Raw genomic sequence first — 12677 nt, 5'->3', positions numbered from 1 at the left:
CACAAGAGCCTGCAATCACAGGCTCTTTTATTATTGATAATCCTTAAGCATCTCTGGTTCGATAAGCAGACTATGCTCATTGTCAGATAGCCAGACTTGCCCTTCACTGATAGACGCTTGCAGCGACATAGTGCGGCTCACTAACGCCTCCATCGCCGTCACTGACTCTTCGGCAATATTCCATACTTTCAAATTTTTATAGCGCTCTAATGCCGCTTGATTCTGTTTCCACCAAATAGGAACACTACGTCCGCCGTAGGTAAACAGCTGCACCGCTTTCGCGCGGCCGCTCGCCTTACGCAGCCATTTTTCATCGGCTTGGCCAAACTCAATCCACAGGTTTACTTCCCCTGAGAGACTCTTATCCCACAGTTCGGGTTCGTCATCCACACACAATCCCTTAGTAAAGCTTAAGGTCTCGGAAGCATTGAGGATAAAAGCCAGCAAACGCACCATCATGCGACCATCGGTTTCCGAAGGATGCTGAGCTAACGTCAGTTGATGATCTTGATAATATCCCCGGTCCATATCAGCGATCTGAAGATTGACCTTAAACACGGTCGCTTTAAGCGCCATAGTAAATCCTAAGCTTAATGATAAAAAATAACGGCGAGTCTACCTAAGACTCGCCGTCAGCTCAAACAAACTACGATAAAGAAGACTAAATCGCACCGGGGCGTAAATGCTTCGCGACAGGAAAGTGGGCCTTTAGCTGATTAATTTTCTGAGTATCGGCAACAATCAGCATTCTTGTGCCCTGCTCATATTCGTGAGTTATTTCGCTCAGAGCGAGTAATCCGCCGCGGTTAGCATCACGGCGAACTAATTCTGATAATTCATCCGTTAAGGTCTCTTGGCTATAAATCCAGTCGAGGCGCTGCAATAACGGCATGGCCGCCAGCGGCAATAACTCGACGGGGGTGGCCTCATCCAATAACAGGATTTCTCCACGGCTGACGATATGGTTAAAAGCATTTTGGTAATGCTCTAGCGTACGTGCATCAAACCTATCACCATTGGTATCGAAAAAACGTTCCCAAAATAATCGACGCGTCGCGGTTTTGGTGAGGCGTTGTTGTACTTCGATACGTTTGTCGGCCACAAAGTCAAATAGCGGTTTCAAGGATTGCGGTAGACTAGTTTCTAATCTCGCTCGGATGGTACGGGCAAATACAGGCGCGGCCCCTGCGGTACTGATCGCCACAACAAGGCGCCCTCTATCCACGATGGACGGCGTAATAAAACGGCAAAAAGCGGGATTGTCCACGGCATTGACCCATATGCCACGCTCAGTGGCTAAGGTCGCTAATTCACTATTGAGTTTATCGTTGGCCGTTGCGAGATAAATAAGATCGTAATTTTGAATATCAGCCTGCACGACTGATCGTTGTGACAATAATATCCGTCCCTTATCAGCATAGGCTTGCACCTCAGAATTTACCTCTGGCGCAATAACATGGATATTCGCTTCGGTACGCGTCAGCAAGGCAAGTTTACGACTCGCTACATCCCCTGCCCCAACAAGCAGCACATTCAGATTAACGGTATCAATAAATAACGGGAAATATTGCATCGTATAAGCCTAATAAATATTGAGTAAAAACAAACTTCAATTATTTTCATGCACAGGGTTAACATCTGTTTTGGCCTATATAAAAATCAGGGCTCTGATTATAAACAGCGTTAACTCAACATTATGAATAAGCGCATTATCTGACAGAATAATGCAGGCATATCTTATCGTACTAACTAAATGATAAGTCAGCGTAGATTAACACGATACTCAACAATAAATACTTAATAATATGAATAAGTTAGAAAATTTTTATCTAAATAAAAATATGCAATGATGGTCGGGAATATGGATCCCGACGATAGATGGATTGATGAGTAAATTAATTATGGCTCTCGCTACGCTCAGCACTACAATGCCAACACAATTCGAAGCTGCCCTCATTCATCTCATGGCACTGTACACATTGCCATTGGGGACTAACCACATCCAAGCCGCTTAATTGCGCTTGTGCGTTAGCCAACTGCGACTCTCGAACCCAAAGCTCAACATTGTGAAGATTGGCAGGTAACTCACCGACGCCACCCAACAAGGCCTCTCCACGCAACTCCACATGAATACCGCAGGCTTCTAATAATCCCTTCCATGTATGGGCCTGTAATAGGTTTCCACCAGCAATTAATGTTTTACGTTCTTCCATGCGACTTCCTACTGCATTTATCTTTTAAAAATAGCGGCAGCCGACATCCTACAGTGAAATAACTGAGCCTGTCGAGTGCTGTTTTTTACGCCAGTTGTTAATCAATTTAACATTTACGTTTTACAGCATTAGTCACTATAAAGTTGTGAGTTTGATAGCAGATTATCGAAAGTGAGTAATCATGGCGAAAAAAATGCCACTTTAAAAGTGGCATTTTTATCAACAATATTGGTATCTAAAATAGATTAATTTGAGGCCCATTTACGGCATCATCGGTGGTTGATCTGCACCTTCTTTCTCTATCTCAACTGGCATCATATGCTCGCGGCAAATGCCGAGTTTGATCGCTAAGAAACTCGCCACATAGATAGAAGAGTAAGTACCAACGAAAATACCCAGTAACAGTGCGGTCGCAAAGCCATGGATCATGGTGCCGCCCTTCAGGAACAGCGCCACAACTGTCACCAGCGTCGTACCCGTCGTGATAATGGTACGGCTCATGGTTTGGGTAATTGAAACGTTCACGACTTCTTCAGGATCGCTCTTACGCATCTTGAGGAAGTTTTCACGGATACGGTCAAATACCACAATGGTATCGTTCAGTGAGTAACCCACAACGGTTAACAGACCGGCTAATACTGTTAGGTCAAACTCCAGTTGAAATACTGAAAACACCCCTAAGGTCACAATCACGTCATGGGCCAATGCCGCGACTGAACCCGCAGCCAAACGCCATTCGAAACGAAACGACACGTAGATCATGATACAGATTAGTGCAACTAACACGGCTAAACCGCCCTGCTCTGCCAGTTCTTTACCCACCTGAGGACCGACGAATTCAACCCGTTTTTGTTGAACGCCTGCATCTACTTGCTGAGCAGCTGTCATCACAGATTTAACCTGAGCATCGCTGCTCACGCCTTCTTTCACCGACAGACGAACTAACACGTCGCGACTTGAACCAAAGTTTTGCACAATCGCGCCATCTAATTCAGGCGATGACAGTTTTGTACGCAACACATTCAAATCAACAGGTTGAGTGAACTCCATCTCAACCACAGTACCGCCAGTAAAGTCTAAGCCCCAGTTGATACCCTTAGTTGCCAGAGAAACAAGCGAACCCAATACCAAAATGGCCGACATAATACTGATAGGCAGCGCATGACGGAGGAAGTTAACCGTACGTTTTAAAGATAAAATTTCTAACATTATCGCTTCCCCTTAGATAGACAGCGTCTTCACGCGCTTACCGCCCCACATCGCGTTAACGATTGCGCGGGTTCCCACGATAGCGGTAAACATTGATGTCGCAATACCGATCATCAGGGTCACAGCGAAGCCTTTGATCGCGCCCGTACCTACGGCGAACAGGATCAATGCTGTTAAGAAGGTAGTAATGTTAGCGTCGGCGATAGTAGAGAATGCGTTGCCGTAACCTTCGTGAATGGCCTGCTGCACACTGCGACCTGCACGTAACTCCTCACGAATACGCTCGTAAATCAGTACGTTACCGTCAACCGCCATACCCACAGTTAACACCATACCCGCAATACCTGGCAGGGTTAATACGGCGCCAGGGATCATAGACATCACCCCAACCACCATCACTAGGTTTGCCGTTAGGGCCAAGTTGGCGATAAAGCCAAAACTGCGGTAGTAAACCAACATGAAGATAAGCACGACTGCCATACCCCAGATCATGGCTTGCACACCGCTTTCGATGTTTTCCGCACCTAGGCTTGGACCAATGGTACGCTCTTCCACAATCGATACTGGCGCGATCAAAGCACCCGCACGTAGCAATAACGCGAGGTTTTGTGCTTCACCGTGGCTTAACCCAGTGATCACAAAGTTGCGGCCTAAACGTGCTTGAATCGTCGCTACTGAAATCACTTCTTGGATTTTCAGCATTTTGACGCTGCCATCGGCGTTACGTTCACCACTGTCTTTATATTCAATGAATAAGGTCGCCATCGGTTTACCGATATTGTCCTTAGTCACATTAGAAAAAATGGTACCGCCTTTAGCGTCGAGGTTAATGCTTACCTGTGGACGGCTATATTGGTCAAAGCTGGGTTGTGCGCCAGTGATATGATCACCCGTTAGCATCACTTCCTTCTTCAGCACCACTTGACCACCTTCACGGCGTTGATACACCTCAGAACCCGCGGGTATACGGCCAGATTGCGCCGCATTAGGGTCAGCCTTATCGTCCACCATATGGAATTCAATCGATGCGGTTGCACCTAAAATTTCCTTGGCGCGAGCAGTATCTTGTACACCTGGTAACTCAACGATAATACGCTCAGCACCTTGGCGTTGTACCACAGGCTCAGCTACCCCTAACTCGTTCACACGGTTACGGATAGTGGTAATGTTTTGCTGCAACGCTTCTTCTTTAATCTGCTTGAGATAGGTTTCGCTCATCACGGCTTGCAGGGCAAAATCTTCACCCTTGCTCACATCGGTGAACACCATATCGTTGCTGCGAGATTTTAAGAAACGTTCTGCACTGGCTAAACTTTCAGCATCACGGAATTTAATCTCGATACCTTGAGCATTGTTGCGAATGCCCGCGTAACGGATTTTTTCTTCCCGTAATTGTGAACGGAAATCAGCCACTTTGGCTTCTTCCATCTTACGAATGGCTTCGCCCATGTCCACTTCCATCAGGAAGTGCACACCACCACGAAGGTCCAAACCGAGTTTCATTGGGCTACCACCCATAGACTCGAGCCATTTAGGTGTTGCAGGGGCAAGGTTAAGTGCTACGGTAAACTTATCACCTAAGTCTTCGGCGATGGTTTCCTTGGCCAACAACTGTTGATCCGCGTTTTGTACGCGAACCAACAATTGGCCTTTTTCAAGCTCAGAACGCTTTACCGCAATGCCCTTACTGGCTAACAGCTCGTTCACTCTGGCTTGGGTAGATGCCGTGACTTCAGCACCTCGAGTCGCCACTACTTGCACCGCATGATCTTCACCGAACAGGTTAGGTACGGCATAGAAACAACCTATGGCGATGATAAGCACCACCATAATGTTCTTCCACATTGGGTATTTATTTAACACGCCTGAGCCCTCTTGGCTTACAACGACTGGATAGAGCCCTTAGGCAATACAGCTGCAATGTAATCTTTTTTAATTGTAATTTGAGTCGTGTCGTTCAAGCTCAGTAACACGTAGTCATTGTCATCGCTGATCTTTGCAATCTTGCCTAAAATGCCGCCGCTGGTCAGCACTTCATCACCTTTTCCAAGTGATGACATCAGGTTTTTGTGCTCTTTAACACGCTTCGATTGCGGACGGAAAATCATGAAATAGAAAATCAGGCCGAAAATCACCAGCATGAAAATCAATTCCATAGTGCCACCACTCTGTGGAGCGCCAGCAGCATTTGCATATGCATTTGAAATGAACATAGTTTTCTCTTCTTATTAGCAAAAAATCAATCGACTAACTCTGGTACTTCGCGACCTTGACTGGTATAGAAGTCCTTCACAAAGGCGTCTAATGTACCCGTCTCAATCGCACCGCGCAAACCTTCCATTAACATTTGATAGTATCTCAAGTTGTGAATGGTGTTTAAACGCGCACCCAGAATCTCATTACAACGATCTAAATGGTAAAGGTATGCCCGTGAATAGTTTTTACAGGTATAACAATCACACTTAGGATCGAGCGGTGAAGTGTCATCACGATGACGCGCGTTGCGGATCTTGATGACACCTTCACTGGTAAACAGATGGCCGTTGCGGGCGTTACGGGTTGGCATCACACAGTCAAACATGTCGATACCACGACGCACACCTTCAACTAAATCCTCTGGCTTACCGACCCCCATCAGATAGCGCGGCTTGTCAGCAGGAATTTGTGGACAGACATGCTCAAGAATGCGGTGCATGTCTTCCTTAGGCTCACCTACGGCCAAACCACCGACGGCATAACCGTCGAAACCAATTTCGACTAAGCCTTTTAAGCTCTCGTCGCGTAAATCTTCATAAACACTGCCTTGGATAATCCCAAATAATGAATTGGGGTTTTCCAGGCGGTCAAACTCGTCGCGTGAACGCTTAGCCCAACGCAGTGACATCTGCATTGACTTGCGCGCTTCATCTTCGGTTGCTGGATACGGAGTACATTCGTCAAAAATCATTACCACATCACTGCCCAATGCATGTTGAATTTGCATTGACTTTTCAGGATCTAAGAAGATTTTCTCGCCGTTAATTGGCGAGCGGAAATGCACACCTTCTTCAGTAATCTTACGAATGTCACCCAAACTGAACACTTGGAAACCGCCCGAATCGGTCAGAATAGGACGCTGCCAATTCATAAAATCGTGAAGGTCACCATGCTTACGCATGATTTCTTCGCCAGGGCGTAACCACAGGTGGAAAGTGTTACCGAGCAGAATATCGGCGCCAGTAGCACGCACTTCTTCTGGCGTCATCCCTTTTACCGTACCGTAAGTCCCTACAGGCATAAATGCTGGGGTTTCCACTGTACCACGTTCAAAAATCAAGCGACCACGGCGCGCACGGCCGTCGGTAGTGTCAAGTTCAAATTTCATCATTCACCTCGCCAGATAAACAGTCTGACTACATTTTTAATGGCAAGCGCCATTTTGATTAACAATAGAGATAGGGACAGTTCAAAAAGGTTCAACCTTTGGCTGAAAAAAATACCCGCCCAAACTCAATGTGGGCGGCTATTTTAAAACAAAATCTTGGTCTAGTGAGCTTTTTTCGTCACAAACATGGCATCGCCATAGCTAAAGAAGCGATATTTTTGCGTGATTGCGTGTTGATACGCCGCCATAACATGATCAAAACCGGCAAAGGCACTAACCAACATGATGAGCGTCGATTCCGGCAGGTGAAAGTTAGTGATCATGGCATCGACGATTTGGAACTGATACCCAGGGTAGATAAAGATATCGGTATCGCCGCTAAAAGCGGTTAACTCACCTTCACTTGCACGGGCCGCACTCTCCAGTGAACGTACAGACGTCGTGCCCACAGCAACCACACGCTTGCCTGCCGCTTTCGTTTGGGCAATTAAATCCACCACATCCTGCGGCACATTGGCCCACTCGGAATGCATTTTGTGCTCGAGCACATTATCGACGCGCACAGGTTGGAAGGTGCCGGCACCGACATGCAGAGTCACAAAGGCGATATTTACGCCCTTGGCTTTTAATGCCTCAAGCATGACATCATCAAAGTGTAGACCCGCCGTAGGCGCGGCAACCGCACCGGGGTTCTGGTTATACACGGTTTGATAGCGCTCTTTATCGGCATCCTCATCGGGACGGTCGATATAAGGTGGCAATGGCATATGCCCTACTGCTTCGAGCACTTCTAAAATTGTGAGATCGGATAAGAGTTCGAGTTCAAATAAGGCGTCATGGCGAGCAGCCATCTTCATCTCATAACCGCCGTCGAGATGAATAATGCTATCTACTTTCGGGGATTTAGAGCTGCGCACATGGGCGAGGATACGTTTATCATCGAGCATACGCTCAACTAAAATCTCGAGTTTGCCACCACTGGCCTTTTGGCCAAATAAACGTGCTGGGATCACCCGGGTATTGTTAAATACCATTAAATCGCCGGGATTAATCATCTCCAGCAGATCGGTAAACTGTTTATCGGCGAGCGTGCCAGTATTGCCATCTAAGGTTAACAGACGTGACGCCGTACGTTGCGCCATGGGATAACGAGCGATAAGTTCGTCGGGAAGATCGAAAGAAAAGTCTGTTACGCGCATGCAAAGGCCTCTAGATAGCTTAGAACGGCGGCTAGTCTATGGTTAGAGGCCAATAAGATCAAGATTACTTGTTCACGATATCCATATCGGTCACTGCATCCTGCTCATTGAGCGTATTTGAGCTCAATGCGTCATCCACATCATATTTAGCCCGAGTGCGAGCAAAATGATCGATGCTGAAACTATGTTGCTCATAGGGAATATCAACCAGCATTTTTTTACGTTTGGGACGCTCGTCTTTACCAAGCATTTTGATGAACCAGTTCCACATCGTCCATGATCCTTAACAGGTTAGTTGATTAGCGCATTTTCTGTCTTTAGCATCAGCATTTACACTCCTGTTAGAAATGCTGAATCTAGCACTACCTTACAAAAGCACACGATTTTTGCCTATTTGCACTTTCCTCAGCGCGCCTGCCCATGATAACGTGAACCAACGCGATTAACCAAGCACAAAAAATGAACATTCTTACACACTTACATCTGGCTGATATCAGTAAAACCCACCTTGGTGCCAATCTAGCAGGCAATTTTATTACCGCGTCGATAGACAATGCCCCACAAGCACTACGCCAAGGACTGTGGTTAAACCATGAAATCAATCAGCTCTGCGCGACCCATGAGTTGACTCAAGAACTCATCGCATTGTTTCCTAAACAGTTAACAAGTATAGCAGCAGATTTGATGTTCATCAGTTTCGATTATTATTTAGCCTTCTACTGGGAAGAATATCATCATCTGTCACTGCCTGATTTTAGCCAAAAAGCCTATAGTGAACTGGCAGAATTTGCCGCACAAAGCGATGTGTATCACCCTCAGCCATGCCTAGACATTATCGCCGATATGCGCCGTCAAGATTGGTTAAACGGCTACGCCACACCTAAGGGCATTCAACAGGCATTAACCCAAAGGGCCAAAGGTCATCCCCACAGTGCCTTATTTAACGGCGCGGATAAAATTTTAGCCCAAATGCAGATTGAGACAGAAACCGCCTTTCGCACCTTCTACCCCCAGTTGATGGCCTACACCCGTATTTGGAGTCGTAAAACCCCGAGTGACTATTTACCCGAATAATCCCGAGGAGGCCATCTCAGTGATAAGAGCAAGCTCAAGGGAGCAATCACCTCATCCAAAGGGATGGAAACAAAAACTGCAAAGCCCTCGATTTTGGCTAAAGCAGCTTAGGGATTTCACCATTATGGCGCTACTGCTCTATGGGGTAAGCCTCTATTTACAACGGGATATGGTCACAGGCCAAGCGCCAGTATTAAGCGGTATTACCATTGATGGCGGCAAGTTTGCACTTAATACAGCCCAAACTGAGCCAACATTAGTCTATTTCTGGGGAACCTGGTGTCCAGTATGCCGCGTAACATCGCCGATGGTTGAGACCATCAGCCATAATCATCGGGTGATTTCAGTCGCCGTCGCTTCAGGTAGTGATAGCGAGATTCAAACCTTTATGGATGAACATCAATATCACTTTCCGGTACTTAATGATGATAGTGGAACGCAAAGTGCTCTCTGGGGCGCGATGGCATTTCCGGCCATTTATGTTATCGATACGCAAGGAAATATTCGTTACGTTACCTCAGGAGTAACGTCTACCTGGGGGATGAAGTTTAGATTATGGTTAGCGCAGTTTTAATGCCCCATGACATTGTTGAGAATATACTGCTTAGTAACTGATATTTTGCTAGTATGGCCACGCAAAAGATGAGGATACGATGCAGATATTTGATTACCAGCCCCCTTCAGTCCCTTGGTTAGATCTTCGCTATCAAGATAGAGATGTGATCGTTATTAATAAACCTTCGGGCTTATTGTCTAATCCCGGCAGAGCCGCACATACCTTCGATTGTGCCCTCACTCGGCTGCAACGTCTTTATCCTGAAACGATTCTGGTGCACAGACTCGACTGCGCCACCTCAGGAATTATGGTTTTTGCGCGCAATAAAAAAGCCGAATCCCACTTAAAAACCCAGTTTCAAGATCGACAAAGTGAGAAAGTGTATATTGCTGAGGTCATGGGACTGGTCGAGCTGGATGCAGGTATAATTGATTTAGCTATCGCCCCCGACCCCGAGCATCCACCCTATCAAAAGACCCAAGCGGCGGGGACGGCTGGCGCGAAAAGTGCTCTTACCCATTACCGAGTGCTCGAAAGACGCGAAAACAGCACCTTAGTGGAATTAACCCCAGAAACGGGCCGAACCCACCAGCTTAGGGTACATATGCTTGCCCTTGGGCATCCCATTTTAGGGGATGAATTTTATGGTAATGCTGAGGTGATCAAGGCCAGACCGAGGCTGTGTCTCCATGCCCAAAGCTTGAGCTTTACCCATCCGTATTCGGGTAAAAGGATGCATTTTTTCAGTCAGCATCCTTTCAATGAATAATCGGCAAAAATACAAGAGGTCGCGTTAAGCGACCTCTGTTTTAACCAAACCTGACCATCCCGCTACACAGGGATAAGCTTGAGAGGGAATATTATTCGCCCAACTCAGTTGCCATTAAAAAATCACAACCGTTTTAAGCAACACGCTGATTAAAATCAATATCCGCAACTAATTTATCTACTTGAAAATAACTGCCCTGTTCGTTGCAAAATTGCAGTTGCATATTAGGCGTTACCATAAAATACTCACCGAAGAAATTACCGCCCACATCTTCTACTTTTTTGCCCTGTGGCGTATCAGTTAAATTGACTTCATCTAAGCTATGGCAGCCATCACTGAACCAAGTTTCTAAATAATATTTATCCGCTTCTTTATAGAGGGTAATTTTGTCACCTAGCAGTGGACGCTCATCTAACCAACGACCAATAATTTCACGATTTTGCATATCTGTCTCCCGCCAATGTAGGCGACGGCGTTTTTCAATCCCAGACATCCTGATATCCTTATGCAATACCCACTCACCTAAAGTGAACGTCAGTTGTGGTAGTACATTAAGCATAGAACCCATTTACCGCTTTACTCCCCCGAGTCGCAAATTACGTCAAACTCATCAAAAAATGTAATTTTTTGGTTAAATTTAATTTGCTAAACATTTAAAAACTAAAAGATAATTTAGCTTGATTAATTAATGGGCAGTGTAGCTTAATTAGAAAATAAAAACGCGATCTTTATCACTATTTACCTATCGCTAAAGTAAAGATAAATAACCTGTTGCAATACGGTTTATTTAATTACGTATGAATGAGCTTGTTACATCTTTTAATGTCCACTTACAGTGAGATTCTGATATAACAAGATGGATTAAAATCGCCCTACAAATAAACAACAATAAAGCAGGAAGCCTATGCACAATATTCATCGCCGCCATTTTCTGAAAGCCGCTGGCGCGGTCACTGCCGGCCTTGTTACGGCCAATATTGCCCTCGATGCTACCGCCAGTAACGTTGCCCCGAAACCCAGTCGCGGGAAATCAGTTATTGGACTCATTGCCCCTAAAATGGAGGTGGTTAGAGTTGGTTTTATCGGTGTGGGAGAGCGTGGATTTAGCCATGTCGAACAGTTTTGTCACTTAGACGGCGTGGAGCTAAAAGCCATTTGCGATACGCACCAAGCGGTTATTGATAGAGCGGTTGAGCATATCGTTAAACAAAAACGGCCAAAACCTGCGATCTATACCGGCAATGATCTGAGCTATCGCGAGCTATTAAACCGTGATGACATCGATATTGTGATTATTTCCACTCCGTGGGAATGGCATGCTCCAATGGCTATCGACACTATGGAAAGTGGTAAACACGCCTTTGTTGAAGTACCACTCGCCCTCACAGTCGAAGAGTGCTGGCAAATCATCGATACCGCCGAGCGTACCCAGAAAAACTGCATGATGATGGAAAACGTCAATTACGGCCGTGAAGAACTGATGGTGCTTAACATGGTACGCCAAGGCTTATTTGGCGAATTACTCCACGGCGAAGCCGCTTATATCCATGAACTGCGCTGGCAAATGAAAGAAATTGATCATAAAACCGGCTCATGGCGTACTTATTGGCATACTAAACGCAATGGTAATTTATATCCCACTCACGGTTTAGGGCCTATTTCCCAGTATATGAATATCAACCGTGGTGACAGATTCGATTACCTGACTTCCATGAGTTCGCCAGCTTTAGGTCGTGCTTTATATGCTAAGCGAGAATTTCCGGCCGATCATGAACGTAATCAGCTCAAATACATTAATGGCGATATGAGCACTAGCCTGATTAAAACCGTGAAAGGCAGAACCATTATGGTTCAACACGATACCACCACCCCAAGACCCTACAGTCGCCATAATCTAATCCAAGGCACTAACGGTGTGTTTGCTGGCTTCCCTAATCGTATCGCAATCGAAAATGGGGGGTTTGGTCAGAGTTACCACGAATGGGATATGGACATGCAAAAGTGGTATGACAAATACGATCACCCACTGTGGCAACGTATTGGTAAAGAAGCCGAAATCAACGGCGGTCACGGTGGCATGGATTTTGTGATGCTTTGGCGAATGATCTATTGCCTACGTAACGGCGAGGCACTCGATCAGGATGTCTATGATGGTGCGGCTTGGTCTGTGGTCAATATTTTAAGTGAACAATCACTCAATAATCGCAGTAACTCAGTAAACTTTCCCGACTTTACCCGCGGTGCATGGGAACATGCTAAGCCCCTAGGGATTGTGGGAGCCTAAATCGCGCTG

At 46.0% G+C, this 12677-nt stretch carries 14 protein-coding genes; 4 read left to right on the top strand and 10 right to left on the bottom strand.

Annotated features, from left to right (window positions below):
- Positions 1–30: 30 nt before the first annotated feature.
- From MMG82_RS12070 to MMG82_RS12030, 9 genes are all read right to left on the bottom strand, one after another.
- Positions 31–576: a YaeQ family protein gene (locus MMG82_RS12070; RefSeq protein ID WP_037420235.1), complete on the bottom strand. Its 546-nt coding sequence runs from the start codon at positions 574–576 to the stop codon at positions 31–33.
- Between the two features lie 85 nt (positions 577–661).
- Entirely contained in the window at positions 662–1573 is a 912-nt protein-coding gene (locus MMG82_RS12065) for a bifunctional precorrin-2 dehydrogenase/sirohydrochlorin ferrochelatase (protein WP_241406888.1), read from the bottom strand.
- A gap of 322 nt (positions 1574–1895) precedes the next feature.
- Positions 1896–2213 carry a DUF2007 domain-containing protein gene (locus tag MMG82_RS12060; RefSeq protein ID WP_037420242.1) on the bottom strand — a complete coding sequence of 106 codons (318 nt, stop codon included), beginning with the start codon at positions 2211–2213 and terminating at the stop codon, positions 1896–1898.
- A 261-nt stretch (positions 2214–2474) separates the two neighbouring features.
- The gene (secF, locus tag MMG82_RS12055) at positions 2475–3422 is read right to left on the bottom strand and encodes a protein translocase subunit SecF (protein WP_169547924.1); all 948 of its coding nucleotides are present in this window, start codon (positions 3420–3422) and stop codon (positions 2475–2477) included.
- 12 nt (positions 3423–3434) lie between these two features.
- Positions 3435–5285, bottom strand: coding sequence for a protein translocase subunit SecD (gene secD, locus MMG82_RS12050; protein ID WP_240293237.1), 1851 nt, complete (start codon positions 5283–5285; stop codon positions 3435–3437).
- A gap of 17 nt (positions 5286–5302) precedes the next feature.
- Entirely contained in the window at positions 5303–5635 is a 333-nt protein-coding gene (gene yajC / locus MMG82_RS12045) for a preprotein translocase subunit YajC (protein ID WP_037420249.1), read from the bottom strand.
- Positions 5636–5661: 26 nt separating this feature from the next.
- Complete coding sequence (tgt, locus tag MMG82_RS12040) at positions 5662–6786, bottom strand: tRNA guanosine(34) transglycosylase Tgt (RefSeq protein ID WP_011622165.1); 1125 nt, start codon at positions 6784–6786, stop codon at positions 5662–5664.
- Positions 6787–6947: 161 nt separating this feature from the next.
- A complete protein-coding gene (gene queA, locus MMG82_RS12035; protein WP_037420251.1) occupies positions 6948–7985 on the bottom strand; it encodes a tRNA preQ1(34) S-adenosylmethionine ribosyltransferase-isomerase QueA in 1038 nt (345 codons plus the stop codon).
- Positions 7986–8049: 64 nt separating this feature from the next.
- Positions 8050–8256, bottom strand: a complete 207-nt coding sequence (locus MMG82_RS12030) for a hypothetical protein (RefSeq protein WP_037420254.1) — start codon at positions 8254–8256, stop codon at positions 8050–8052.
- A 188-nt stretch (positions 8257–8444) separates the two neighbouring features.
- On the opposite strand from MMG82_RS12030, the gene MMG82_RS12025 reads away from it, so the two are divergent.
- The 3 genes from MMG82_RS12025 to MMG82_RS12015 all read left to right on the top strand — a co-directional run bounded on the left by MMG82_RS12025 (position 8445) and on the right by MMG82_RS12015 (position 10384).
- Positions 8445–9059 carry an acyl carrier protein phosphodiesterase gene (locus MMG82_RS12025; protein WP_144345057.1) on the top strand — a complete coding sequence of 205 codons (615 nt, stop codon included), beginning with the start codon at positions 8445–8447 and terminating at the stop codon, positions 9057–9059.
- 124 nt (positions 9060–9183) lie between these two features.
- Positions 9184–9633, top strand: coding sequence for a protein disulfide oxidoreductase (locus tag MMG82_RS12020; RefSeq protein ID WP_161808784.1), 450 nt, complete (start codon positions 9184–9186; stop codon positions 9631–9633).
- A gap of 79 nt (positions 9634–9712) precedes the next feature.
- Complete coding sequence (locus MMG82_RS12015) at positions 9713–10384, top strand: RluA family pseudouridine synthase (RefSeq protein WP_037428215.1); 672 nt, start codon at positions 9713–9715, stop codon at positions 10382–10384.
- A 133-nt stretch (positions 10385–10517) separates the two neighbouring features.
- Here MMG82_RS12015 and MMG82_RS12010 read toward each other — a convergent pair whose 3' ends face one another.
- Positions 10518–10952 (bottom strand): hypothetical protein, encoded by a 435-nt coding sequence (locus MMG82_RS12010; RefSeq protein ID WP_037420263.1) that lies wholly within the window; start codon positions 10950–10952, stop codon positions 10518–10520.
- A 336-nt stretch (positions 10953–11288) separates the two neighbouring features.
- On the opposite strand from MMG82_RS12010, the gene MMG82_RS12005 reads away from it, so the two are divergent.
- Complete coding sequence (locus MMG82_RS12005) at positions 11289–12668, top strand: Gfo/Idh/MocA family oxidoreductase (RefSeq protein WP_047537287.1); 1380 nt, start codon at positions 11289–11291, stop codon at positions 12666–12668.
- The last annotated feature ends 9 nt before the right edge of the window (positions 12669–12677 follow it).

Origin of the sequence: Shewanella sp. MM_2022_3 (genome assembly GCF_022557375.1) — a bacterium.
GTDB lineage: Bacteria > Pseudomonadota > Gammaproteobacteria > Enterobacterales > Shewanellaceae > Shewanella > Shewanella xiamenensis.
This window is presented reverse-complemented; position numbering and strand designations above follow the sequence as displayed.